Origin of the sequence: Ensifer sp. ZNC0028 (genome assembly GCF_000799055.1) — a bacterium.
Taxonomy (GTDB): Bacteria; Pseudomonadota; Alphaproteobacteria; order Rhizobiales; family Rhizobiaceae; genus Ensifer.
Genome location: NZ_JTLA01000131.1, coordinates 25540 through 49093 on the forward strand (window position 1 = coordinate 25540; position 23554 = coordinate 49093).

23 protein-coding genes are annotated in these 23554 nt (G+C 62.3%); 18 read left to right on the forward strand and 5 right to left on the reverse strand.

Features of this window, described 5'->3' with window-relative positions:
• Positions 1 to 21 precede the first annotated feature (21 nt).
• Genes L981_RS27950 through dnaQ form a run of 5 tightly spaced genes read left to right on the forward strand, consistent with a single transcriptional unit; the run spans position 22 to position 3623 of the window.
• Entirely contained in the window at positions 22 to 843 is an 822-nt protein-coding gene (locus L981_RS27950; RefSeq protein WP_043624228.1) for a pyruvate, water dikinase regulatory protein, read from the forward strand.
• A 31-nt stretch (positions 844 to 874) separates the two neighbouring features.
• Positions 875 to 1474, forward strand: coding sequence for a Maf-like protein (locus tag L981_RS27955; protein ID WP_043624347.1), 600 nt, complete (start codon positions 875 to 877; stop codon positions 1472 to 1474).
• Positions 1467 to 2324 (forward strand): shikimate dehydrogenase, encoded by an 858-nt coding sequence (locus L981_RS27960; RefSeq protein ID WP_043624230.1) that lies wholly within the window; start codon positions 1467 to 1469, stop codon positions 2322 to 2324. The genes L981_RS27955 and L981_RS27960 overlap by 8 nt, the downstream gene beginning before the upstream one ends.
• The gene (gene coaE, locus L981_RS27965; RefSeq protein ID WP_043624232.1) at positions 2324 to 2926 is read left to right on the forward strand and encodes a dephospho-CoA kinase; all 603 of its coding nucleotides are present in this window, start codon (positions 2324 to 2326) and stop codon (positions 2924 to 2926) included. Before L981_RS27960 ends, coaE begins: the two co-directional genes overlap by 1 nt.
• Positions 2919 to 3623, forward strand: coding sequence for a DNA polymerase III subunit epsilon (gene dnaQ / locus L981_RS27970; RefSeq protein WP_043624234.1), 705 nt, complete (start codon positions 2919 to 2921; stop codon positions 3621 to 3623). The genes coaE and dnaQ overlap by 8 nt, the downstream gene beginning before the upstream one ends.
• Before the next feature lie 62 nt (positions 3624 to 3685).
• Here the strand turns inward: dnaQ and secB are convergent, their stop codons facing one another.
• Both secB and L981_RS27980 read right to left on the reverse strand, forming a co-directional pair.
• On the reverse strand, positions 3686 to 4183 hold the full coding sequence (secB, locus tag L981_RS27975; RefSeq protein ID WP_043624236.1) for a protein-export chaperone SecB: 498 nt from the start codon (positions 4181 to 4183) through the stop codon (positions 3686 to 3688).
• Positions 4184 to 4363: 180 nt separating this feature from the next.
• Positions 4364 to 4861 (reverse strand): FxsA family protein, encoded by a 498-nt coding sequence (locus tag L981_RS27980; RefSeq protein WP_043624240.1) that lies wholly within the window; start codon positions 4859 to 4861, stop codon positions 4364 to 4366.
• A 130-nt stretch (positions 4862 to 4991) separates the two neighbouring features.
• Between L981_RS27980 and L981_RS27985 the strand changes: the two genes are divergently transcribed.
• The 5 genes from L981_RS27985 to gyrB all read left to right on the forward strand — a co-directional run bounded on the left by L981_RS27985 (position 4992) and on the right by gyrB (position 10321).
• A complete protein-coding gene (locus L981_RS27985) occupies positions 4992 to 5696 on the forward strand; it encodes a Tim44/TimA family putative adaptor protein (protein WP_043624242.1) in 705 nt (234 codons plus the stop codon).
• Between the two features lie 15 nt (positions 5697 to 5711).
• The gene (locus L981_RS27990) at positions 5712 to 6815 is read left to right on the forward strand and encodes a murein transglycosylase A (RefSeq protein WP_043624245.1); all 1104 of its coding nucleotides are present in this window, start codon (positions 5712 to 5714) and stop codon (positions 6813 to 6815) included.
• A complete protein-coding gene (locus tag L981_RS27995; protein ID WP_043624247.1) occupies positions 6808 to 7377 on the forward strand; it encodes a Smr/MutS family protein in 570 nt (189 codons plus the stop codon). Before L981_RS27990 ends, L981_RS27995 begins: the two co-directional genes overlap by 8 nt.
• Complete coding sequence (locus tag L981_RS28000; RefSeq protein WP_043624249.1) at positions 7374 to 7751, forward strand: helix-turn-helix domain-containing protein; 378 nt, start codon at positions 7374 to 7376, stop codon at positions 7749 to 7751. The genes L981_RS27995 and L981_RS28000 overlap by 4 nt, the downstream gene beginning before the upstream one ends.
• Before the next feature lie 134 nt (positions 7752 to 7885).
• Positions 7886 to 10321 carry a DNA topoisomerase (ATP-hydrolyzing) subunit B gene (gene gyrB, locus L981_RS28005; protein WP_043624256.1) on the forward strand — a complete coding sequence of 812 codons (2436 nt, stop codon included), beginning with the start codon at positions 7886 to 7888 and terminating at the stop codon, positions 10319 to 10321.
• A 64-nt stretch (positions 10322 to 10385) separates the two neighbouring features.
• On the opposite strand, the gene L981_RS28010 is transcribed toward gyrB, so the two are convergent.
• Positions 10386 to 10982 carry a nitroreductase family protein gene (locus tag L981_RS28010; protein ID WP_043624348.1) on the reverse strand — a complete coding sequence of 199 codons (597 nt, stop codon included), beginning with the start codon at positions 10980 to 10982 and terminating at the stop codon, positions 10386 to 10388.
• Positions 10983 to 11228: 246 nt separating this feature from the next.
• On the opposite strand from L981_RS28010, the gene gabD reads away from it, so the two are divergent.
• Both gabD and hpaI read left to right on the forward strand, forming a co-directional pair.
• Positions 11229 to 12683 (forward strand): NADP-dependent succinate-semialdehyde dehydrogenase, encoded by a 1455-nt coding sequence (gene gabD / locus L981_RS28015; RefSeq protein ID WP_043624257.1) that lies wholly within the window; start codon positions 11229 to 11231, stop codon positions 12681 to 12683.
• Positions 12684 to 12810: 127 nt separating this feature from the next.
• Complete coding sequence (gene hpaI / locus L981_RS28020) at positions 12811 to 13617, forward strand: 4-hydroxy-2-oxoheptanedioate aldolase (protein WP_043624258.1); 807 nt, start codon at positions 12811 to 12813, stop codon at positions 13615 to 13617.
• Here the strand turns inward: hpaI and L981_RS28025 are convergent.
• The gene (locus L981_RS28025) at positions 13611 to 14699 is read right to left on the reverse strand and encodes a D-mannonate oxidoreductase (protein ID WP_043624259.1); all 1089 of its coding nucleotides are present in this window, start codon (positions 14697 to 14699) and stop codon (positions 13611 to 13613) included. The two genes, hpaI and L981_RS28025, sit on opposite strands and share 7 nt — an antisense overlap.
• Positions 14700 to 14719: 20 nt before the next feature.
• The gene (locus L981_RS28030) at positions 14720 to 15598 is read right to left on the reverse strand and encodes a GntR family transcriptional regulator (RefSeq protein WP_043624266.1); all 879 of its coding nucleotides are present in this window, start codon (positions 15596 to 15598) and stop codon (positions 14720 to 14722) included.
• A gap of 218 nt (positions 15599 to 15816) precedes the next feature.
• Between L981_RS28030 and L981_RS28035 the strand changes: the two genes are divergently transcribed.
• The 6 genes from L981_RS28035 to L981_RS28060 all read left to right on the forward strand — a co-directional run bounded on the left by L981_RS28035 (position 15817) and on the right by L981_RS28060 (position 23287).
• Entirely contained in the window at positions 15817 to 17322 is a 1506-nt protein-coding gene (locus tag L981_RS28035) for a UxaA family hydrolase (RefSeq protein WP_043624268.1), read from the forward strand.
• Between the two features lie 34 nt (positions 17323 to 17356).
• Complete coding sequence (locus L981_RS28040; protein ID WP_043624271.1) at positions 17357 to 18376, forward strand: aldo/keto reductase; 1020 nt, start codon at positions 17357 to 17359, stop codon at positions 18374 to 18376.
• A 167-nt stretch (positions 18377 to 18543) separates the two neighbouring features.
• Positions 18544 to 19533, forward strand: a complete 990-nt coding sequence (locus L981_RS28045; RefSeq protein WP_043624274.1) for an ABC transporter substrate-binding protein — start codon at positions 18544 to 18546, stop codon at positions 19531 to 19533.
• 93 nt (positions 19534 to 19626) lie between these two features.
• Positions 19627 to 21180 (forward strand): sugar ABC transporter ATP-binding protein, encoded by a 1554-nt coding sequence (locus L981_RS28050; protein WP_043624276.1) that lies wholly within the window; start codon positions 19627 to 19629, stop codon positions 21178 to 21180.
• Between the two features lie 80 nt (positions 21181 to 21260).
• Entirely contained in the window at positions 21261 to 22238 is a 978-nt protein-coding gene (locus tag L981_RS28055; protein WP_043624277.1) for an ABC transporter permease, read from the forward strand.
• A gap of 26 nt (positions 22239 to 22264) precedes the next feature.
• Positions 22265 to 23287, forward strand: coding sequence for a zinc-binding alcohol dehydrogenase family protein (locus L981_RS28060; RefSeq protein WP_043624287.1), 1023 nt, complete (start codon positions 22265 to 22267; stop codon positions 23285 to 23287).
• The last annotated feature ends 267 nt before the right edge of the window (positions 23288 to 23554 follow it).

Below are 23554 nucleotides of genomic sequence, written 5' to 3' on the forward strand. Positions count from 1 at the left end.
CAACAGCACCAGGAGAATTGCGTGGAGAACAAGAAAAACTACTTCCACCTTCACCTGATTTCGGACTCAACGGGCGAGACTCTCATTGCCGCCGGGCGCGCTGCCGCGGCCCAATTTCAAAGCTCGCATGCGCTCGAGCACGTCTATCCGCTGATCCGAAACCGCAAGCAGCTGCTGCAGGTTCTCGACGCCATCGATGGCGCACCGGGCATCGTTCTCTATACGATCGTCGATCGCGAACTCGCCGACATCATCGATCGCCGTTGCCGCGAGATGGGTGTTCCTTGCGTCTCGGTGCTCGATCCGATCATCGACCTTTTCCAGTCCTATCTGGGATCGCCATCTCGCCGCCGGTCGGGGGCGCAACATGTGATGGACGCGGAATATTTCGCCCGCATCGACGCACTCAACTTCACCATGGACCATGACGACGGTCAGCTGCCGGCCGATTTCGATGATGCGGATGTCGTTCTCGTCGGCATCAGCCGGACGTCGAAGACGCCGACCAGCATCTATCTCGCCAATCGCGGCATCAAGACGGCGAATATCCCGATCGTCCCGGGCGTGCCGCTGCCTGAAAGGTTGATGGAAGCGACGAAGCCTCTCGTCGTCGGGCTGATCGCGACGGCCGACCGTATTTCGCAGGTGCGCCAGCATCGGGTGCTCGGAACGACGCAAGGCTTTCACGGCGATCAGTACACAGACAAGGCCTCGATTACCGAGGAACTGAAATATGCCCGGTCGCTCTGCGCGCGCAACAATTGGCCGGTCATCGACGTCACCCGCCGTTCGATCGAGGAAACCGCGGCGGCGATCGTTGCCCTGCGTCCACGTCTGCGTTAGAGCGGATTCGAACAATTCGGGAACCTGAATGATGACATCTTCGCTCGTCCTGGCCTCGGCCAGCCCGTTTCGCCGGGCGCTCCTGGAAAATGCCGGCCTGGTCTTTAAAGCGAGGGCAGCCGAGATCGATGAGCGCGCGCTGGAAAAGCCGCTTGAAGACAAAGGTGCAGCACCCGAGACCGTCGCTCTCGAACTGGCGGAAGCAAAGGCGCGGGATGTCGGGCGGCATTTTTCCGGGGCGCTGGTGATCGGTTCCGATCAGACGATGTCCCTGGGCTCGCGGGTCTACCACAAGCCGAAGACCATGGCGGAGGCCGCTGCACACCTTCTTTCGCTTTCCGGCCAGACCCACCGCCTCAACAGTGCGATCGTGCTTCTTCGTGATGACGAGATTGTCTGGCGGCACGTGTCGTCCGCCCACATGACCGTACGACCGCTGACAGCGGAGTTCGTCGAGCGTCATCTGGAGCGTGTGGGCGAGAAGGCGCTTTCGAGCGTCGGCGCCTACCAGCTGGAAGGTGAGGGCATCCAGCTCTTCGAAAAGATCGAGGGCGACTACTTCACGATCCTCGGTCTTCCGATGCTGCCGCTGCTTTCCAAACTTCGCGAACTGGGAACGATCGATGCGTGATTCACGTGAAACATTTGTTAACCACGCCTTCGTCACCGGCTACCCGATCAAGCATTCCCGGTCGCCGTTGATCCATGGTTATTGGCTGAAACAGCTCGGGCTGCCCGGCAGCTACCGCGCCCATGAGGTCAAGCCGGAAGATTTCGCCGCCTTCGTGGCCAGCCTCAAGGATGGGACATCCGGTTTCAGCGGCGGCAATGTCACCATTCCCCATAAGGAAGTGGCCTGTCGGCTGGCGGATCAGCCGGATGAGCTGAGCCAGGAACTCGGCGCTGCCAACACGCTGTGGGTTCAGGACCGAAAGGTGCATGCCACCAACACCGACGGCCGCGGCTTCGTTGCCAACCTCGACGAGCGGGCGGCCGGTTGGGACAAAACGTCGACGGCGGTCATCCTCGGCGCCGGCGGCGCCAGCCGGGCGATCATCCAGGCTGTTCGCGACCGTGGCATAAAAACGATCCACGTCGTCAATCGCACCGTCGAACGGGCGCAGGAACTTGCCGACCGGTTCGGCCGGGCGGTCGAAGCCCACCCGATGGGCGCACTCAAGGACGCAATGACCGGCGCAGGCCTGTTCATCAACACCACCTCACTCGGCATGGACGGCAGCGAAGCACCGGCAATCGACTTCGGTGTCATGGCTGCGAGCGCCGTCGTCACGGATATCGTCTATGTTCCCTTGAAGACGCCGATCCTGGCACAGGCAGAAGCGCAAGGCTTTGCGACCGTAGACGGTCTGGGCATGCTTCTGCATCAGGCGGTGCCCGGCTTCGAACTCTGGTTCGGCTGTCGGCCGACGGTGGACGCCGCTCTTCGACAATTGATTATCGACGACATGGACAGGCACTGATGATTATCCTCGGGCTCACCGGATCGATCGCCATGGGCAAGTCGACGACCGCCCAGATGTTTCGCGACTTCGGGGTGCCGGTGAACGATGCCGACGAAGCTGTGCATCAGCTCTATAGCGGCGAGGCGGTCGCACCGGTGGAAGCGGCCTTTCCCGGAAGCACGAGAGATGGAAAGGTCGATCGCGCCGAACTTTCGCGCCAGCTCATGCAGGCGCCGGAACGGCTGCGCGAACTCGAGGCGATCGTCCATCCGCTGGTGCGCGGCAAGGAGCAGGAGTTCCTTGCGGAAAACCGCGCCGCCAATGCGCCCTTTGTGGTCCTCGACATTCCTCTTCTGTTTGAAACGGGCGCGGAAAAGCGGGTCGATCGCGTCGTCGTCGTGACCTGTTCGGCCGAACTGCAACGCCAAAGGGCGCTGAAGCGCCCAGGGATGACCGAGGAAAAACTTGCGATGATCCTTGCGCGGCAGGTGCCGGACAGCGAAAAGCGTAAACGCGCCGACTACATCATCGATACCAGCGACAGTTTCGACGTCACCCGGGCCCAGGTGAAGGCCGTCGTCGACCAACTCGCAGCCAGCAACGGAGACGCGGATGCGTGAGATCATCTTCGATACGGAAACGACAGGCCTCGACAATCGCGAGGACCGGGTGATCGAAATCGGCGGTGTCGAGCTCGAGAACCAGTTTCCGACCGGCCGCACGCTGCACATCTTCGTCAATCCCGGCAGCCGCAAGGTTCACCCGGATGCGCTCGCCATTCACGGGATCACCGACGAGTTCCTGAAGGACAAGCCGCCCTTTGCCGATGTGGTCGAGGAGATCCTCGCGTTCTTTGGCGATGCTCGCTGGGTCGCGCACAACGCCACCTTTGACATGGGTTTCATCAACGCCGAGTTCGCACGGCTGGGAATGCCTCCGATCGCGAACGATCGGGTAACGGATACGCTGGCGCTCGCCCGCCGCAAAAATCCGATGGGACCGAACTCGCTCGACGCACTGTGCCGCCGATATGGCATCGACAATTCGCATCGCGCCAAGCATGGCGCTCTTCTCGACTCCGAACTGCTGGCTGAAGTCTACATTGAGATGCTCGGTGGCCGTCAGGCCGCACTCGGGCTCGTGTCCAGCAAATCGACCGGCCAGGCGATCGAACACGATGAAGCGCCGATCCTTATCGGCCAGCGGCCGCGCCCCTTGCCGAACCGGCTCTCGGAGGCTGACCTGGCCGCTCATGCGGCGTTGATTGCAAAGATCGGTTCCAAGGCGATCTGGACAAAATACGAACCTCAGGAATGAGGCAGATACGAAAAAGCCCGGCACATTGGCCGGGCTTTTCGTTTCAGCAATCTGAAATTCGATCAGTTTGCGGTTTCGTTCGAAACCTGGGCGCGGACCTTTTCTTCGGCCATGCGCTGGGCAAACATCTGCGCGAAGTCGATCGGGTCGATCATCAGCGGCGGGAAGCCGCCGTTGCGGGTTGCGTCGGCAACGATCTGACGGGCGAACGGGAACAGCAGGCGCGGGCACTCGATGAAGAGCAGCGGCAGCATGTGCTCCTGCGGGAAGCCGGCAACGCGGAAAACGCCGCCATAGGCGAGTTCGACGTTGAACAGAACGCGGTCACCGTCCTTGGCTTCTGCGTTCAGCGAGAGCACGACGTCGAAATCGTTCTCTGCGAGCGGGTTTGCATTGACGTTGACGTTGATATTGATCGCCGGCGCCTTGTCACGGGCCTGCAGCGAACGCGGCGCGCCCGGGTTTTCGAAGGAAAGGTCCTTGATATACTGGGCGAGGATGTTCAGCGTCGGGCTCTGCTGCGCGCTGCCGTTGCCGTTGGATGCGGTATCAGTCGTCATAAGGGTTCCTCGACAAAAATAGGTGAGGCCATCTAGCATTTCGGCCTAGGGCTTACAACCCTGCGGGCCCGGCGCTTTCCAGCGGACGCGCGGCCTCCCGCTCCAAGCGGAGAGCTGTAAGAATGCTCCGGAATATGGGCGATAGCGTGCCGTTCCTGCATTCTGCCAGCATGGCTTTGGCTAGGGCCGGCGGCGATCGCCGACCTGCGGCGGGTCCTCGTCGTCCGTCCGCGAGAATTCGCCGTCTTCCAGGTCGATGACGCGCGGCGAGGGGCCCGGTTCGCGCGGACGTGTCCAGCCGGCACCGGAGGCAGCGGTCACGATCGTCATTCGCTTGCGCAGGAAACCGGCGACCGCATTACGCACGAAAGGCAAAAACAGCAGGAGACCGATCACGTCGCTGACGAAGCCCGGCACCACCAGCAGGATCGCCGCGACGAACAACAATGCGCCGCCAAGCACCTCCCGGCCCGGGTCGCTGCCGTTGCGCGTGGCGTGCTGCATCCGACGAATGACGGTAAATCCCTGGACTCTCAGCAGGATAACGCCGACAAATGCACTGGCAAGAACAAGAAGCAACGTCATCAGGAGGCCGATCTCTCGGCCGACGACAACGAAACCGGCGATCTCGGCCAGCGGAAGCCCGAGGATGGCAAGGGGGATAAGAAATGAACGCATCGATGCTGCCCGAAAATGAAACCTGGTGTCACATCCCCGTCTAAGGGTGCGACATCGCCATTTGAATGATCTATTCTTGCGGACTATATGGAATAGCCACGAGAAATTCTAACAGCGGTTCCGGGTGGAAATGGGCTCTTTTGACTTCATCACGTTTTTTTTCCTGATCGCCGCGGTGGTCATTTTCCTGCAACTGCGCAGCGTCTTGGGCCGCCGGACCGGGAACGAGCGGCCGCCGTTCGATCCGTATTCGCCACGCGACATGAGCCAAGGGCCGGATAACGGCGACAAGGGCAAGGTCGTGCAATTGCCGCGCCGCGAGAATGCGGACGAAGAAGCGAACCGCTACGAAGCGATCGACGCCTTTGCCAAGACCGGAACGACGCTGAACACCCAGCTGCGGGCGTTGAGCGATGCGGATCAGGGTTTCGATCCCAAGGAATTCGTCAACGGCGCCAAGATGGCCTACGAGATGATCGTCATGGCTTTCGCGGACGGCGACCGCAAGACGCTGAAGAATCTGCTGTCCCGCGAGGTCTATGAAGGCTTCGACGCGGCGATCACCGATCGCGAGCGCAAGGGCGAAGTCGTCAAGTCCACCTTCGTCGGCATCGACAAGGCGGACATCATTCACGCCGAAGTGAAGGACAGCGAGGAGAACATCACCGTTCGCATCGTCAGCCAGCTGATCTCGGCGACCTACGACAAGCAGGGCGGTCTGATCGACGGCGACGCCGAGTCGGTTGCGGAGGTCAACGATCTCTGGACCTTCGCGCGCGACATTCGCTCGCGGGATCCGAACTGGAAGCTGATCGCCACCGAATCCGAAAACTGAGCGGACGCGGTACCGATGTCCTATCGACTTGAGCCAGCCCGTTTCTCCGAGCTTCCGGGCTGGCAGGATGATGATCCGACCACGGTGATCGAGGCGATGCGTCGCTGTCACCAGCATGTCTCGACGGTCAAACCCTATCGCACGGGTTCTCTCGGGATTTCGGTCGACGATCTTTCGCCGGCCTTCTCCGCATCGCAGCAGCAGGTTGACAGCGCAGAGAACGCGCGGGCGTTTTTCGAAGCGCAGTTCGTCCCCTTCCGGATCGTGCCCGAGACGGGTTCAGGTTTTGTCACGGCCTTCTACGAGCCCGAGATCGATGTGCGCGCCGAACCGGACGAGACCTATCGTTATCCGCTCTACCGCCGGCCGGACGATCTGGTCGATGTTCATGATGGCAACAGGCCGGAGGGCATGGATCCCTACTTTGCATTCGGCCTCTCCGAGGGTGGACGCATCAGCGAGTATCCGGACAGGCAGGCAATCGAGCAGGGCCATCTGGCCGGCCGCGGCCTGGAGATCGCCTATGCGAAGTCCAAGGTCGAGATCTTCTTCGTTCATGTGCAGGGTGCCGCACGGCTCCGGTTCCCGGATGGTTCGCGTCGTCGCGTCACTTATTCGGCCAAGACCGGGCACTATTTCTCAGCAGTCGGCAAATTGCTGATCGAGCGCGGCAAGATCGATGCCGCCACCGTTTCGATGATGAGCATTCGTGACTGGCTGGAAGCCCATCCCGACGAGGTCGATGAAGTTCTCTGGCACAACCGGTCGTTCATCTTCTTCCGCGAGGCAGAGGTCGAGGACGAGCGGTTGGGGCCGATCGCCGCCGCCAAGGTCTCGCTCGAGCCGAACCGCTCATTGGCCGTCGATCGGTTGATCCACACTTTTGGCGTTCCCTTTTTTATCGCCAGCGGGAGCTTGACGTGGCTCGATGACGGAAAGCCCTTCCAGCGTCTGATGCTGGCGCTCGATACCGGCTCGGCGATCGTCGGCCCGGCGCGCGGCGATATCTTCACCGGGTCCGGTTTCGAGGCTGGCGAACGGGCCGGAGCGGTTCGCAACGCGGCCGACTTCTACGTCTTCGTTCCCAAGGCGGCCGCGGCCCGTTACGGCCATGGCTAAGGACAAGAAGCTCTCGGCCGAGGATCGCATTCTCTGGGGCAAGGTTGCCCGTTCGGCGAGACCGATGCCCGGTCGGCTCGTCGATCTCATGGAGATTCTGGCCGAGGCCGAACAGGCAAAGCCTCCGGAAGAGGCGAAGGCCAAGCAGCAGCCGCAACAGCCGGCAATGGCAGCCGAGCAGTCGGGTATAGCGCTGACGAAGAAGCCCGGCGAAAAAGTGCATCATCCTCTCGAGCGGCCGGTAAAGCGCAAGCTGGCCAAGGGGCACCTGGTGCTCGAGGGTCGGATCGACCTGCACGGCATGATCCAGAGCGAAGCGCATGGTCTTCTTCTGCAGTTTCTGCTGAGGGCGCACGAGCGGGGACTGCGCCATGTGCTCGTCATTACCGGCAAGGGCACTTCGTTCGGGAGTGACGGCGCCTTGAAGCGAGCCGTGCCGCTCTGGTTCTCGCTTCCCGAATTCCGGCCGCTGATCTCGTCCTATGAACCTGCCGCCCGAAACCATGGCGGCGACGGCGCGCTCTATGTTCGCCTGGCGCGGGTGAGGGGCAGCGCGCTATGACGCCCTTCGGCCAGGCTCTGCGCGAACTCCGGCGCCGCAAGGGCGTGTCGCAGAAGGAAATGGCGAAGGCGATCGGCGTCTCTGCGGCTTATCTCTCGGCGCTCGAGCACGGAAAGCGCGGTGCACCGAGCTTCGATTTCCTCCAGCGCGTCACTGGCTACTTCAACGTGATCTGGGACGAGGCGGAGGATTTGTTCCGCATCGCCAATGTCTCCTCGCCGAAAACGGTGCTTGATACGTCGGGTCTGACGCCCGAGCACACCGCATTTGCAAACCGTCTGAGCGAGCAAATCCGTGCTTTGTCTCCGGAGACGATCCGCAAGCTGGAAGATGTTTTGGAAAAAGCCACATTTCCTGATAATGACAGGGGATGAATGTTTGTTTCCGGCCGCTGCCTGGCGGTCCGGGATTTGGAACCGTGGACAAATTTCCTATAGTCCGCGAGGCGTCCGAGACGTGATTCGCAACGAATCACCATGTCCGAAGAACCTGGAAAGACCCGTACCGTATGACCGATACTCCTGAAACCGCAGCCGGCGCCAGCGCCGAATATGGTGCCGATTCCATCAAGGTGTTGAAGGGCCTCGACGCCGTACGCAAGCGGCCGGGCATGTATATCGGCGACACGGACGATGGCTCCGGCCTGCATCACATGGTGTACGAAGTCGTCGACAACGCTATCGACGAGGCGCTTGCCGGCCACGCCGACGTGGTCACGGTGACGCTCAATCCGGACGGATCCGTAACCGTGACCGACAACGGTCGCGGCATCCCGACCGGCATCCATAAGGAAGAGGGTATCTCGGCCGCCGAGGTCATCATGACCCAGCTGCACGCCGGCGGTAAGTTCGACCAGAACTCCTACAAGGTTTCGGGCGGCCTGCATGGCGTTGGCGTGTCGGTGGTCAACGCGCTTTCGGTCTCCTTGAAGCTGAAGATCCGCCGCGACGGCAAGATCCACGAGATGAGCTTCACCCACGGCGTCGCCGATGGTCCGCTCGCCGTCACCGGCGATGCGGGTGACGCGACAGGCACCGAGGTGACGTTCCTGCCGAGCGCCGAGACCTTCTCCAAGACCGAGTTCGACTATAGCACGCTCGAACATCGCCTGCGCGAGCTCGCCTTCCTCAATTCCGGCGTCCGCATCATGCTGACCGACAAGCGCCATTCCGACGTCCGACAGGACGAGCTGATGTATGAGGGCGGCCTCGAAGCCTTCGTCGCTTATCTCGACCGCGCGAAGAAGCCGCTGGTGCACAAGCCGGTGGCTATCCGTGGCGAAAAGGACGGCATCACCGTCGAAGTGGCGATGTGGTGGAACGACAGCTACCACGAAAACGTGCTCTGCTTCACCAACAACATCCCGCAGCGCGACGGCGGCACGCATATGGCGGGCTTCCGCGGCGCGCTGACCCGACAGGTCACGTCCTATGCCGATACATCCGGCATCACGAAGCGGGAAAAGGTCACGCTCCAGGGTGAGGACTGCCGCGAAGGCCTGACGGCCGTGCTTTCGGTCAAGGTTCCCGATCCGAAGTTCTCGTCGCAGACCAAGGACAAGCTGGTGTCGTCGGAAGTGCGGCCGGTGGTCGAAAGCCTCGTCAACGAGGCGCTGAGCACCTGGTTCGAAGAGCACCCGACTGAAGCCAAGATCCTGGTCGGCAAGGTCGTCGAAGCGGCTGCTGCCCGTGAAGCCGCCCGCAAGGCCCGCGAATTGACCCGCCGCAAGGGCGCGCTCGATATCTCGTCGCTGCCCGGCAAGCTGGCGGACTGCTCCGAACGCGATCCGGCCAAATCCGAAGTCTTCCTGGTGGAAGGTGACTCGGCCGGTGGTTCCGCCAAGCAGGGCCGGTCGCGCGAAAACCAGGCGATCCTGCCGCTGCGCGGCAAGATCCTCAACGTCGAGCGTGCGCGCTTCGACAAGATGCTGTCGAGCCAGGAAATCGGCACGCTGATCACCGCGCTCGGCACCTCGATCGGCAAGGACGAGTTCAACGCCGATAAGCTGCGCTACCACAAGATCATCATCATGACGGACGCCGACGTCGACGGCGCCCACATCCGCACGTTGCTGCTCACCTTCTTCTTCCGGCAGATGCCGGAACTGATCGAGCGCGGCCACATCTATATCGCCCAGCCGCCGCTCTATAAGGTGACGCGCGGCAAGTCGGCGCAGTATCTCAAGAACGAACAGGCGCTCGAAGATTACCTGATCTCGATGGGTCTCGAGGAAGCGACGCTGCAGCTTGAATCGGGTGAAGTCCGCGCCGGGCAGGACCTGCGCGAGGTTATCACCGACGCGCTGCGTCTGCGTAACCTCATGAACGGGCTTCACTCGCGCTACAACCGGGCCATCGTCGAACAAGCGGCCATTGCCGGCGCGCTGAACGTCGAGCTCAACGGCCAGCGCGACGAATACGAAAAGACCGCCGCCGAAATCGCCCGCCGCCTCGACGTGATCGCCGAGGAAACCGAGCGTGGCTGGACCGGTACCGTTACCAGCGAAGGCGGGCTGCGGTTCGAACGCATGGTGCGCGGCGTCAAGGAAGCCGCGGTGCTCGACATGGCGCTGATCGGTTCGTCCGATGCGCGCTACATCGACCAGCTGGCGTCAAAGCTGAAGGAAGTCTACTCGGCGCCGCCGGTATTGCGTCGCCGTGACGGCACGCAGGAGATCAGCGGCCCGCGCGCGCTTCTCGACGCGATCTTCGCCGCCGGCCGCAAGGGCCTGTCGATGCAGCGCTACAAGGGGCTGGGCGAGATGAACGCCGAGCAGCTCTGGGAAACAACGCTCGATCCGAACGTCCGCTCGCTGCTGCAGGTCCGGGTGACCGACGCCACCGACGCCGACGGTCTGTTCTCGCGTCTGATGGGCGACGAGGTCGAGCCGCGTCGCGACTTCATTCAGGAAAACGCGCTGAGCGTCGCCAACCTCGACATCTGATCGAAACCATTGCAGAGACAAAAAGAAAATCCCGGCCTGAGAGCCGGGATTTTTTGTTTGTGCTTCACTCGCCCTTGAACTGGCCCTCGAAGGCGAATTCGCCGACCGGCTTGCGCTGGCTCGGAATTTCGCGTGCGCGCAGATCGTCCGGCAATGTCGAGGGATCGGCGAGCCGGCCGATCGCAACGGCGGCTTCGACCCGGTAGTGTTCGGGAACGTTCAGGGCGTGCATCGCCTTGTCGCGATCGATGCCCGCCATGCCGTGGGTGTGCCAGCCCGCAAGCGAGGCCTGCAAGGCAAGGCTGTACCAGGCCGCCCCGGTATCGAAGGCGTGGGTATAGGCATGCCGCATTTCGCCGTTCTGTGCTGCATTATGCGTTCTTGAAATCACGATCAGCAGTGCTGCCGCATTCTTCGCCCAGCGTTGGTTTCCCTCGTCGAGCGTTTCGAGCAACACCGGGAAGCGATCCGTCCCGCGGCGCGCATAAACGAAGCGCCAGGGTTGGCGGTTGCTGGCAGACGGCGCCCAGCGGGCCGCTTCGAAGAAGGAAAGCAGGGTCTTTTCGTCGATTTCCTCGTTGGTGAAGGCGCGGGGCGACCAGCGCTCGATGAACATGGCATCGATCGGATGGTCAGCTTTTCTGTTGTCGGTCGCCGTCATGGACATGCCTCTTCTCGGTGTCGCGTGAACTTGGGAACGCCGCCGGACCGACGGGCGGCCCATGGTTTGATTCGTTTCGAACGCTACATGAGGACGGATGGCGAAGGAACGGGTTGGATGCACGCAAACGTGAGCGCCCGTTCGCCTAGTGCGCCTCAGGAAATTGCAGAAACGGCGACTTGGGGTCATTGCTGTTTCCAAGAAAAAAGTTGTATAAGTTCTGTAGGATTTGAGAGAGGACGGATCATGTCGTTTAAGGACCCATCATTGTTTCGCCAGGCAGCGCTTATCGGCGGCGAGTGGATCGAAGCGGACGCGGCAAACGCGATCGAGGTGAACAACCCGGCGACGGGTGAAATCATCGGTCGCGTGCCGAAGCTCGGCGCCAAGGAAACCAGGGCCGCGATCGAGGCCGCGCGTGTCGCCCAGAAGGGCTGGGCAGCGCGCACGGCCAAGGACCGCGCCGGTGTCCTGCGCAAATGGTTCGAGCTGATGATCGAGAACAAGGAGGATCTCGGCCGCATCCTGACGCTGGAGCAGGGCAAGCCGCTGGCCGAAGCGACCGGCGAAATCGTCTATGGCGCAAGCTTCGTCGAGTGGTTTGCCGAAGAGGCGCGCCGTCTCTATGGCGACCTGATCCCTGGCCACCAGCCCGACAAGCGCATCCTGGTCATGAAGCAGCCGATCGGGGTCGTCGCGGCGATCACGCCGTGGAACTTCCCCAATGCGATGATCACCCGCAAGGCCGGCCCGGCCTTTGCCGCCGGCTGCGCCATGGTGCTGAAGCCGGCCGCCCAGACGCCGTTCTCGGCGATTGCGATCGCCATTCTGGCCGAGCGCGCCGGCCTGCCCAAGGGCCTCTTCAGCGTCATCACCGGCTCGGCCCGCGAAATCGGCGCCGAGATGACCTCGAACCCAGTGGTGCGCAAGCTCACCTTCACCGGCTCGACCGAAGTGGGCGCGGAACTCTACCGCCAGAGCGCGGCCACCATCAAGAAGCTCGGCCTCGAGCTTGGCGGCAACGCGCCCTTCATCGTCTTTGACGATGCCGATCTCGACGCGGCTGTCGAAGGCGCGCTGATCGCCAAGTTCCGCAACAACGGCCAGACCTGCGTCTGCGCCAATCGCATTTATGTGCAGGACAAGGTCTATGACGCCTTCGCCGACAAGCTCGCCAAGGCGGTCGCCAAGCTGAAGATCGGCAACGGCGTCGACGAGGGCGTGATCCTCGGCCCGCTGATCGACAAGGCGGCGCTGGAGAAGGTGGAGGAACATGTCGCCGACGCCACCTCGAAGGGCGCTCGCGTCATCCAGGGCGGCAAGCGTCACACCCTCGGCGGCACCTTCTACGAGGCGACGGTTCTGGCTGACGTCACCCAGGCGATGGCGGTTGCACGCGAGGAAACCTTCGGGCCGGTCGCACCGCTCTTCCGCTTCACCGACGAGGCCGACGTGGTCGAGCAGGCAAACGACACCGAGTTCGGCCTTGCCTCCTACTTCTACGCCAAGGATCTTGCGCGTGTTTTCCGTGTCGCCGAAGCGCTGGAATACGGCATGGTCGGCGTCAACACCGGGCTGATCTCCACGGCCGAAGCGCCGTTCGGCGGCGTGAAGCTTTCGGGTCTTGGCCGCGAGGGCTCGCGCTACGGCATCGAGGAGTTCACCGAGATCAAATACGTCTGCCTGGGCGGCGTTGCGTAAGATACGGTACCCAATCTGAAAAACCGGCCGGAAAGTTCTGGCCGGTTTTTTTCTTTGCCGATAGAAATCTCGTGATTGCGGGATCGAGGCATCGCTCGTCCCGTCGCATTGCAGGAGGAGACGACCCATGCCGGCACCGAAGAACCCCTTCAAAGCAGCGCTGCGCGAAAACCGCTTCCAGCTCGGGCTGTGGGTGGCGCTTGCCAGCCCCTATGCAGCCGAAGTGGTGTCCGGCAGCGGTTACGACTGGCTGCTGCTCGACGGCGAGCACGCGCCGAACGATATCCCGTTGCTGTCGGCGCAGTTTCGCGCCGTCGCCGCATCGGCGAGCCACCCGATGGTTCGCCTTCCGGTGGGCGATACCGTGCTGATCAAGCAGATCCTCGACACCGGCGTGCAGACGCTCCTGATCCCCATGGTCGAAAGCCTGGCGCAGGCGCAACAGCTGGTACGCGCCACCCGCTATCCGCCGCATGGCGTTCGCGGCGTCGGCGCCGCTCTCGGGCGTGCCTCCGAGTTCGGCCGCATCGGCGATTATCTCCAGACCGCCGGCAATGAAATCTGCCTGATCCTGCAGATCGAAAGCCGCGCAGGTCTTGCGGCCATCGACGAGATTGCCGCACTCGATGGCGTCGACGGCCTCTTCATCGGTCCCTCCGATCTGGCCGCCGACATGGGCTATCTCGGCAAGCCAGGCCATCCGGAGGTACGCGCGGCGATTGCCGACGCGTTCGAGCGCATCAAGAAGGCCGGCAAGGCACGCGGCATCATGACGCTCGACCTCGAGCAGGCGCGCGACTATCGCGAGATGGGCGCTGATTTCATGGCGATCGGCACGGATGTCACCTCCCTCGTGCGTGCGACGACGACGCTGCGCCAGGAGTTTCTCGGCGAAGCGACGTCGGCTCCGAAGAGGCAGGAATCCGGCTACTGATTGCAGATTGCCTGGAGTTCGGGCATCGCAACGCCCGGGCTCCAGCGCCGCAAATCGACGATCCGCCGCTCGATCTTTTCGCGGTGGTGGTTGGCGATATCGCCTAGGCGGTGATCGAGGAACGGGTTTCTGAAGCGTTCCAGCGTCGCGACAACATAGTCTGCCGCTTCGCTCTCCAGGCCCTTTGCCGCAAAGGCCGGAATCACTTCGGATTGATAGATACGGTCTAGCCGCGTGGCGATGTCGGGCTCGGTCAAGATTTCCCGCACAGTCTCCTTCGGGTCGCGGCCTTGCCTAAGCCAGAGATCGGCCAGCACCGTGTGGCCGAGATTGAGGATGTGGAGCTTCAGCTTCTCGTAAGGCGTCAGGTCATCCACGAGCTTTACGCAGGGGTGGATGCATGGGGGCCGCAAGCCGGGCTGGTTTTCGATTGCCCAGAGCGCATAGGGCTCGGCAATGGCACCGGCCGGCTCGAGCGGCTCGGAGACGATGCGGTCGACCAGCGTATTCGCCCAGACGACATCCTTGTCCAGCCAGTCGGCAAAGGCTTTGTCTTTCACCCGCTCCGCCGCGAGCCGCAGCATCAGCGCCTTCAGCACGTCGCCGTTGCGTGACACCAGTTCGCAGGGAAGCATCGTCAGGGGACGGCCGCCTGCGACGAAGCGCGCCTTCAAGAGCAGAAGCAGCTTGCCCGGAAAGGAACGGGGAACTTCCGTTATCGGATCGTCCTCGCCGACCTGGTAGCCCGTATCGCCGGTGTTGGAGATCAGGATTTCGGCTTCCTCGGCGATAATCGCCCGGATCTCGCTCCAGTTTTGGGCAGTTGAAAGCGCGCGCACGACGCTTGTCACGTGCTGCGTTGCGTCAATCCTCTCGCCTCCCTGGATGCCACGAATGATAACGGGAAAGCCCTCGGGGCGGGCGAGCGCTGCAAGCCGCCCTGACCGTTCGCTTGACCCGGTCGTCTGAACGATCGTGATCGGTCCTGCTGCCTCCCCTCTCTTCAAAGCCTCGCTGATGAAGAGATCGGCATGCGCCTGAAGGAAACGGCTCGTCCCGAATTGCACGATCGGCGTCGGCATGCATAGGCTCCGATAGCTGGCTATGGAATGGATTGGAGAAGGGTTTCGCGCGCCGATTGAAGGTGTCGCCGGCAGGCCTGTTCGGCCTTTGCCGGGTCGTGCGAGCGCAGCGCTTCGATATAGGCGAGGTGTTCTTCCAGCGCACGGGCGTTGCGCTGGCGGGCATTCGTCTTGTTCCACTGGTAGTGATAGTGGAAGACGATCGCGATGATGTCGTAGAAATCGACGATGAAGCGGTTGCTCGATGCCTTGTGCACCAGCAGGTGAAACTGCTCGTCGAGCTCGGAGAACTCCCGGTAACGGTTGTCGATGTCGGCGAGGATGTCCCGGTGCAGGGCCTCGATTTCCCGAAGCTCTTCCCAGGCCGGATGGTTGTTGGGCAGGGAGACGAAGCGTGCGGCCGAGCGCAGCTCGAACATCTCGCGCACTTCCGTCAGTTCCAGCGCGAATTCGCGGGTGAAGCCTTTCAGGATCCAATGGCTGTTCGGTCGCTTCTCGATCAGGCCGAAGCGGCTGAAGCGGATCAGGAACTCGCGCACGCTGGTCGTGCCGGTGCCAATGTCGCGTGCCAGTTCCAGTTCGTTGATCTGCATGCCCGGCTCGGCACCACCGGCGAGAATCCGGCGCATGAAGCTGCGCTCGATAATCTCGGCGAGTGAATCCGTCTCTTCCGTTGGAAAATAATCGTCGGGCCGGGGTTGGCGCAGCACGCTCTTCTTGCGCTTGTCCCAGGCAATCAGCTGCAGTTCCTCGAAGCGGCCAAGGATCGCCCGCACCGTCGTCCGGCTAACGCCAAGCATCTGCCCAAGCTCCGGCTCGGAGGGCAGCGAGGATGTGTCCGCCAGCAGCTTGAGGCAGCGGTTATAGGCATCCTTGAAGACGGTGTTCTGTTTTGCCATGGGCGACGTCCGGATCGTTCGAAGTTTTCTGCGCTTACGCGGAACGCTCCTCTATCCCGTCGCTCCGGGTTTGTCTGCGTCTGTCATCCATATCTGTTCCTCCCAGCCGCTCCGGGGCATCTCGGCCGTGCCGTCGACGTTTTCGCTATAATACCCATTGACGACAATCTGTCTATTGTAGATAAAAGACAGAACAAAAATCGTTAGGGAGAAATCGGGTGTCTGCGCCGTCCACCATCCTGCTCGCACCGGAGGACAATGTTATCGTGGCGACGCTGGCGATTGCCGCCGGCGACGTTCTGCCAAACGGCGTGCGCGCGGCGGCAAAGGTCGATGCCGGACACAAGATCGCCATCCGTGCCATCCGCGCCGGCGAACCGGTCGTCAAATATGCCCAGGCGATCGGCCGGGCGACCGCCGATATCGCGCCGGGCGACCACGTGCACGCCCATAACCTCGCCTTCGACAAGGACCGGCTGGCGATCAGCCCTCAAGGGGCGCCGGAAGCGGCAAGCGATGCCGACAGGGCGCGCACCTTCATGGGCTATCGAAGAGGGGACGGCCGCGCAGCGACGCGAAACTACATCGGGGTCGTCGCCAGCGTGAACTGTTCCACCACCGTCTGTCGCGCCATCGCCGAGGAGGCGAACAGGCGCATCTTGCCGAGGTACGAAGGCATCGATGGTTTCGTGCCGATCGTGCACGATCAGGGCTGTGGCATGTCCTCGACCGGCGACGGCATGGCCAATCTGCACCGCACGCTCGCCGGCTACGCACGCCATGTCAATTTCGGCGGCGTGCTGATGGTCGGCCTCGGCTGCGAGGTCAACCAGTTGACGCTCTATGGCCAAAGCGGCGCCGGCGCGGAGAAACGCCATTTCAACATCCAGGAAGCCGGCGGCTCGCGCCGTTCCGTCGAAAAGGCGTTGGGCATTCTCGAGGAAATAGCTGCCGAAGTCGGCAAGGAACGTCGGGTCGCTATCCCGGTCAGCGAGATTATCGTCGGTCTGCAATGCGGCGGGTCGGACGGGCTTTCGGGCATCACCGCCAACCCGGCGCTGGGTGCTGCGGTCGACATCCTTGCGGCCGCCGGCGGCACGGCGATCCTCTCCGAGACTTCGGAAATCTATGGCGCCGAGCACCTGTTGCGCAGCCGTGCCGTGAACGACGCGGTCGCGGTGAAACTCGATGGGCTGATTGCCTGGTGGGAGAACTATGTGGCGCTGCATGGCGCTTCGCTCGACAACAATCCTTCGCCGGGCAACAAACGCGGTGGCCTGACCACCATCCTCGAAAAATCTCTCGGCGCCGTCGCCAAGGGCGGTCGTTCGCCGCTGAACGCGGTCTACCGCTACGCCGAGCGCGTGACCGAGCGCGGGCTCGTCTTCATGGATACCCCCGGCTACGACCCGGTATCGGCCACCGGCCAGGTCGCCGGCGGCGCCAATGTCATTGCCTTTACCACCGGTCGCGGCAGCTGTTTCGGCTGTCGGCCGGCGCCGTCGATCAAGCTCACCAGCAACACGGCGCTCTACCGGGCGATGGAAGAGGACATGGATATCGATTGCGGCGTGATCGCTTCGGGGGATGCGAGCATTGCCGGGCTCGGCCGCGAGATCTTCGACCTGATCGTCGAGACCGCCTCTGGCCGCAAGACCAAGAGCGAGCTTTTCGGCTACGGCGATAATGAGTTCGTGCCCTGGCATTTGGGCGCAACGCTCTAAATACCTTAGGCATCCTGGGAGGAGGAAACGGGGAATGCAGACGAGACGGATCGGTCGAACCGACCTATCGGTGACCGAGTTTAGCTTCGGCGCTGCCGGTCTTGGCGGCCTCTACCGCGAATGCACCCGCGACTCCGCGATCGTGACCCTGGACGCTGCCTGGCAGTCGGGCATGCGCTACTTCGATGTCGCGCCTTTCTACGGCCTCGGTCTTGCCGAGCGTCGTGTCGGCGACTTCCTGCGCGACAAGCCGCGTGATCAGTTCGTGCTCTCCACCAAGGTTGGCCGTCTCCTGCATCCGGTGCCGGAAGACAAGGTGCCGGACTATTCCTACGTGAACCCGCTCAATTTCGACGTCACCTACGATTACAGCTATGACGGCATCATGCGCTCGGTTGAGTTCAGCTATGCCCGGCTCGGGCTCAATCGCATCGACATCCTCTATGTGCACGATATTGGCGTCTACACCCATGGAGCCGCTCGCAATGCGGTCTACCTCCGGCAATTGCTGGAGGGCGGCTTCAAGGCGTTGGAGGCGCTGAAATCCTCGGGAACGATCGCGGCCTATGGCCTCGGCGTCAACGAGGTGCCGGTCTGTCTCGACGTCCTGCGTGAGGCCGATCTCGACTGCATCCTGCTCGCCGGGCGTTACACGCTGCTCGACCGGTCCGCTGTCGCTGAACTGCTGCCGCTCTGCGAGAAGAAACAGACCTCGCTCGTCGTCGGTGGGGTGTTCAATTCGGGCATCCTGGCGACGGGACCGGTCGAAGGTGCGCATTTCGACTACATGCCGGCGACGGACGATATCCGGCAAAAGGTTGCCGCCATGGACGCGGTTGCGCGCGGCATGAATATGCCGCTTGCCGCACCTGCCATGCAGTTTCCGCTGGCCAGTCAGCAGGTCGCCTCGGTGCTGCTCGGCACCGCCAAGCCGCAGAGCCTGGCGCGCAACATGGCGCTCGCCGAGCACCGGTTTTCCGCAGCGGATTTCGCGGCTTTTGAACCGTTCACACTGGTCGCACCGGAGCTCGGGGACGCGCCGGTTCGGGTCTAGCGGACGGCACTAGAGCGCCGTCTGAAATGCTGTTCCGGCAGCTTGCCAAGCCGGGATTGTCGTATTAGCATTCCAATATGTTTTTTATCGATAAAAGGTCGATAAGCCAGCACCTGCGATCGATCTCCAAGAAGTGGAACACGGTGCACCAAGAGGAGAAACCTGGGATGAGCATTCTGAAAAGCAGCCTTACCCGCCGCGCCTTTACCGCCTTGGCCGGCGCCGCGATGATCGCCGGCATGTCGCCGGTCGCGTCCTTCGCACAGGACGTGACGATCCCGATCATCGTCAAGGATACCACGTCCTTCTATTGGCAGATCGTGCTCGCCGGTGCCCGCGCCGCCGGCAAGGATCTCGGCGTCAACGTGCCGGAACTCGGCGCTCAGGCCGAATCCGACATCAACGGCCAGATCAGCATTCTCGAGAACGCGGTTGCCGGTGCCCCGGCTGCCGTCGTCATCTCGCCGACGGAGTTCAAGGCGCTCGGCAAGCCGATCGACGAAGCGGCCAAGACCGTGCCGATCATCGGTATCGATTCCGCAGCTGATTCCAAGGCCTTCTCGTCGTTCCTCACCACCGACAACGTCCAGGGCGGTCGCATCGCCGCCGATGGTCTTGCCGCAGCGGTCAAGGAAATGACCGGCAAGGAAGAGGGCGAAATCGCCATCATCACCAACCTCCCGGGCGTCGGCTCGCTCGACCAGCGCCGTGAAGGCTTCCTCGATCAGATCAAGACCAAGTATCCGGGCTTCAAAGTCGTTGCGGATAAGTATGCGGACGGCCAGGCAACCACTGGCCTCAACATGATGACCGACCTGATCACAGCCAACCCCAATCTGGTTGGTGTCTTCGCATCCAACTTGATCATGGCGCAGGGCGTTGGCCAGGCGATTGCCGAAAACAAGCTCGGCGACAAGATCAAGGTGATCGGCTTCGACAGCGATGACAAGACGGTGGGCTTCCTCAAGGAAGGCGTTCTGGCCGGCCTCGTCGTTCAGGATCCCTACCGCATGGGCTATGATGGCATAAAGACGGCGCTCGCCGTCTCGAAGAAGGAGAAGGTCGAGGCGAATGTCGATACCGGTGCCAATCTGGTGACCAAGGCCAACATGGCCGAGCCGAAGATCGACGCTCTCTTGAACCCGAAGATCAAGTGACGACGGCTGCGGCGGGCTTGAGCCTGCCGCACCCGCTTGCGGCCGGAACGAGGACCGGCCGCAAGCGATCTCTGCGATGGGAGGAATGCGCAGATGACCGACTTGCAAGAGCCACGCGACATCAGAACAGAAGGACTGCATGTGGCGACGCGTCACCCGGTTCCCAAAGGCGAGCCGATCCTGGAACTGCGCGCCCTGCAGAAGAAGTATGGTGCCGTCGAAGCCTTGAAGCCCGCGTCGCTGACCTTTCTTTCCGGTGAAATTCACGCGATCGTCGGCGAAAACGGTGCCGGTAAGTCGACGCTGATTAAGCTTCTGACCGGCGTTATCAAGCGCACGTCCGGTGAAATCTTCTGGTGCGGAAAACCCGTTCAGCTCGGTACGCCGCAGGAGGCGATCGAGCGCGGTATCAATGCCGTGCACCAAGAGGTCGTACTTTGCGCCCACCTGTCGGTTGCGGCCAATATGTTTCTGGGCGACGAGATCAATCGCAACGGCCTGATGCGCAAGCGCGCGATGACCGATGCGGCACAAAACGTGCTGGATGATCTCGGCTTCAACCTGCCGGCCGGTGCCGTGCTTGGTAGCCTGACGATCGGCCAGCAGCAGCTCGTCGCCACCGCGCGCGCCGCCATGCGCGGCACGCAGTTTCTAATCTTCGATGAGCCGACCGCCTATCTCACCCGTCAGGAATCGGCCCAGCTCTTCCGGCTGATCCGAAGGCTGCAGACCGAAGGGGTGACGATCGTCTATATCAGCCACCGCATGGAGGAAGTCTTCGAACTGGCCGACCGTGTCTCGGTGCTGCGTGACGGCACCCATGTCGGCACCCGCAAGATCGGCGAGACCAACGAGGCAGAACTGATCGCGCTGATGATCAACCGCACCATCGAGCAGATCTATCACAAGGAACATTTTCCGCCGGGCGCTGTCATCGTGGAGACGCGCAACTTGAGCGGCCCCGGCTTTCAGGATGTGTCGCTGACGGTGCGCGCCGGCGAAATCGTCGGCCTCTACGGGCTGATCGGCGCGGGACGCAGCGAGTTTGCGCTCGGCCTTTATGGCCGGCATCGGCCAACGGGTGGAGAGGTCTACTGGCAGGGCCGCAAGGTGGAGATCGCCAGCGAACGTAAGGCCATGGACCTCGGCATTGCGCTTGCGCCCGAAAGCCGGCGTGACCAGGGCCTCTGCCTCAACTTGCCGATCGGCCTCAACATCAATCTGCCGGTTTTCAACCGGCTGACGCGCGGCCTGACGATCAACGGCCAGCAGGAGCGGGAAAATGCCGACCGGCAGATTCGAGACCTGAAGATCAAGACGCCGTCACGCCGGGTGCTGGCGTCGGCCATGTCCGGCGGCAACCAGCAGAAGATTGTGATCGGCAAATGGTTGAGCCACGGCGCCAAGCTTTTCATCTTCGATGAGCCGACGGTCGGGGTCGATGTCGGCACCAAGGCGGAAATCTATCGCCTTTTTGCGCGGCTTCTGGAGAACGGGGCAGGCATCATCCTGATCTCGTCCTATTTGCCGGAGGTCTACGAACTGGCAGACCGGCTGCATGTGTTCCGGCGCGGGCGGCTGGTCGCCAGCCATGATTATCACGCCGCCAGCCATGAGGAAGTGCTGACGCAGGCGATCGGCGTTTGATCACAGAGCGGGATGAGCGTGAGCGGTTTTCCGCCCGCATCCGGCTTCAAGAAGTTTTAGGGGACGCAGGGAGGAAGACGATGAGTGCGGAGACGGCGGAGAGCGGTGCAAGTGCTGCACCAAGGAAAGGTGTGAGCATCCTTTTTGGTCTCACCCTACTCGGTTTGCTTCTGTTGCTCTGGGCGGCGCTGGGCTTCGCGACCAACAGCTTCTGGACGCCCAACAACATCAGCAACCTTTTGCGCCAGGGGGCGATGACGGCGATCCTGGCAGTTGGCCAGACCTTCGTCATCATCACCGCCGGCATCGATCTGTCGGTCGGTGCCGTGGTCGGCTTCACCAGTGTTATCGTCGCCTGGCTGCTGGCCGCCGGCGTTCCGCTCTGGATTGCCATCATCCTGACGCTCGCCTTCGGTGTCCTGATCGGCGCCTTCCATGCCTTCGGCATTGTGCGTATGGGTCTGCCGCCCTTCATCATCACGCTGGCGACCCTGACGTCGCTGCGCGGCATCGGCCTCCTGATCACCAATGGCTCGACCATCTCGATCACCAATGAGGCCTTCACCAATTTCTCTCGCGCGGATTTCCTGGGCGTTCCGAGCCTGTTCTGGATGGTGATCGTGGTGGCGATCCCGGCCTATGTCTTCCTGCATTTGAGCCGTTTCGGCCGCTATCTCTTTGCGGTCGGCTCCAACAGCGAGGCGGCGCGCCTCTCCGGCGTCAACGTGCATCGCACGATCTATCTCGCCTATATCCTGTCATCCACCTGCGCCGCCTTTGTCGGCCTGCTGCTTGCCTCGCGCATCGGTATCGGCAACGCCACCCAGGCCGAAGGCTGGGAGCTTCAGGCGATCGCCTCGTCGGTCATCGGCGGCACCAGCCTGTTCGGGGCGGTCGGCTCGGTACATGGGCCGCTGCTCGGCGCATTCATCCTCGCGACGATCAACAACGGCGCCAACCTCTTGAACGTCAACTCGTTCTGGCAGCGCATCATCACCGGGGTGCTGATCATCGTTATCGTCTATTTCGACCAATTGCGTCGCCGCAGCGCCCGTTAGGCGCTGCCGTATTCGAGAGAATTGCCATGAAAGCCGTGCTCTGCCCGCAACCCGGTCGGCTGGAGGTCGTCGACCGCACGCCAATCGAAACCGTGCCGGACGGTTGGGTCCGCCTCGCCGTCAGCCATGTCGGCATCTGCGGTACGGACTACCATATCTTCGCCGGCAAACATCCGTTCCTCGAATATCCGCGGGTCATGGGCCATGAGATTTCGGCAACGGTGATGGCCGGCGGGAAAGGGACGACGATGGCGCCCGGCACGCCGGTCGTGGTCAACCCCTATCTCGCCTGTGGTGCTTGCGTTGCCTGCCGAAAGGGCAAGCCCAATTGCTGCACGGCCATCAAGGTACTCGGCGTTCACACCGACGGCGCGTTTTGCGAAGAGATCGTCGTGCCGGAGGGCAATCTTTATCCGGCGCAGGGTCTTTCGCCGGAGGCGGCCGCCACTGTCGAGTTCCTGGCGATCGGCGCCCACGCGGTCCGCCGTGCATCGACGGATGCGGGGTCACGGGCGCTGGTTATCGGTGCCGGACCGATCGGTCTCGGCACCGCGATCTTTTCCCGCATCGCCGGCCATGACGTGGTGCTCGCCGACACCAGCGCGGAGCGGCTGGACTTTGCCGCCCGCAAACTCGGCTTTGCCAAGGGCATCGTCGTGGATACCGATACGGCGGCGCGCGTTGTCGCGGCGACGGATGGAGACGGTTTCGATGTCGTCTTCGACGCGACCGGGCATGGCGGCTCGATGCAGGCGGCCTTCGCCCACGTCGCCCACGGTGGCACCCTGGTCTTCGTCAGTGTCGTCAAGGACGATATCCGCTTCTCCGATCCGGAGTTCCACAAGCGCGAGATGACGCTGGTCGGCAGCCGCAACGCGACGCGGCAGGATTTCGACCATGTCGTCGCATCGATCGCGTCCGGCCTGGTGCCGGTAGAGGCGCTGATCACCCACCGCACAACGCTGGACGGCGCGGTTGCCGATCTGCCGCGATGGGCGGAGGAAAAGACGGGCCTGGTGAAGGCTGTCATTCAAGTGGCGGCCGCGTGAACGCTGGCGGGTTTGCTGCATCGCCACAGCGATGCGCACCCCATCTTTGCCGCTGCGAGGCGCCAATTATCCCAGAAAAGGCCAGGTATTGCGGCTCGACGCACGAAAATAGCGGAAAACGGCCAGTTTCGAGCAAGCTCGTTTGCAAATCGTCAGGAATCCGGATTCATTCTGGCTTCAGGCCTTGTATCGAGGCGAGACGGGTATATTTGTTGCACTGCACAAGAAAAGTGGTAGTCTGGCAGCGATTGCGGACACCAAGACAAA

What these genes read in the sequence shown, in the direction of transcription:
- L981_RS27955 (WP_043624347.1), top strand. Translation starts at nt 875, where the DNA reads ATGACATCTTCGCTCGTCCTGGCCTCGGCCAGCCCGTTTCGCCGGGCG.
- L981_RS27960 (WP_043624230.1), top strand. Translation starts at nt 1,467, where the DNA reads ATGCGTGATTCACGTGAAACATTTGTTAACCACGCCTTCGTCACCGGC.
- coaE (WP_043624232.1), top strand. Translation starts at nt 2,324, where the DNA reads ATGATTATCCTCGGGCTCACCGGATCGATCGCCATGGGCAAGTCGACG.
- dnaQ (WP_043624234.1), top strand. Translation starts at nt 2,919, where the DNA reads ATGCGTGAGATCATCTTCGATACGGAAACGACAGGCCTCGACAATCGC.
- secB (WP_043624236.1), bottom strand. Translation starts at nt 4,183, where the DNA reads ATGACGACTGATACCGCATCCAACGGCAACGGCAGCGCGCAGCAGAGC.
- L981_RS27980 (WP_043624240.1), bottom strand. Translation starts at nt 4,861, where the DNA reads ATGCGTTCATTTCTTATCCCCCTTGCCATCCTCGGGCTTCCGCTGGCC.
- L981_RS27985 (WP_043624242.1), top strand. Translation starts at nt 4,992, where the DNA reads ATGGGCTCTTTTGACTTCATCACGTTTTTTTTCCTGATCGCCGCGGTG.
- L981_RS27990 (WP_043624245.1), top strand. Translation starts at nt 5,712, where the DNA reads ATGTCCTATCGACTTGAGCCAGCCCGTTTCTCCGAGCTTCCGGGCTGG.
- L981_RS27995 (WP_043624247.1), top strand. Translation starts at nt 6,808, where the DNA reads ATGGCTAAGGACAAGAAGCTCTCGGCCGAGGATCGCATTCTCTGGGGC.
- L981_RS28000 (WP_043624249.1), top strand. Translation starts at nt 7,374, where the DNA reads ATGACGCCCTTCGGCCAGGCTCTGCGCGAACTCCGGCGCCGCAAGGGC.
- gyrB (WP_043624256.1), top strand. Translation starts at nt 7,886, where the DNA reads ATGACCGATACTCCTGAAACCGCAGCCGGCGCCAGCGCCGAATATGGT.
- L981_RS28010 (WP_043624348.1), bottom strand. Translation starts at nt 10,982, where the DNA reads ATGACGGCGACCGACAACAGAAAAGCTGACCATCCGATCGATGCCATG.
- gabD (WP_043624257.1), top strand. Translation starts at nt 11,229, where the DNA reads ATGTCGTTTAAGGACCCATCATTGTTTCGCCAGGCAGCGCTTATCGGC.
- hpaI (WP_043624258.1), top strand. Translation starts at nt 12,811, where the DNA reads ATGCCGGCACCGAAGAACCCCTTCAAAGCAGCGCTGCGCGAAAACCGC.
- L981_RS28025 (WP_043624259.1), bottom strand. Translation starts at nt 14,699, where the DNA reads ATGCCGACGCCGATCGTGCAATTCGGGACGAGCCGTTTCCTTCAGGCG.
- L981_RS28030 (WP_043624266.1), bottom strand. Translation starts at nt 15,598, where the DNA reads ATGGCAAAACAGAACACCGTCTTCAAGGATGCCTATAACCGCTGCCTC.
- L981_RS28040 (WP_043624271.1), top strand. Translation starts at nt 17,357, where the DNA reads ATGCAGACGAGACGGATCGGTCGAACCGACCTATCGGTGACCGAGTTT.
- L981_RS28045 (WP_043624274.1), top strand. Translation starts at nt 18,544, where the DNA reads ATGAGCATTCTGAAAAGCAGCCTTACCCGCCGCGCCTTTACCGCCTTG.
- L981_RS28050 (WP_043624276.1), top strand. Translation starts at nt 19,627, where the DNA reads ATGACCGACTTGCAAGAGCCACGCGACATCAGAACAGAAGGACTGCAT.
- L981_RS28055 (WP_043624277.1), top strand. Translation starts at nt 21,261, where the DNA reads ATGAGTGCGGAGACGGCGGAGAGCGGTGCAAGTGCTGCACCAAGGAAA.
- L981_RS28060 (WP_043624287.1), top strand. Translation starts at nt 22,265, where the DNA reads ATGAAAGCCGTGCTCTGCCCGCAACCCGGTCGGCTGGAGGTCGTCGAC.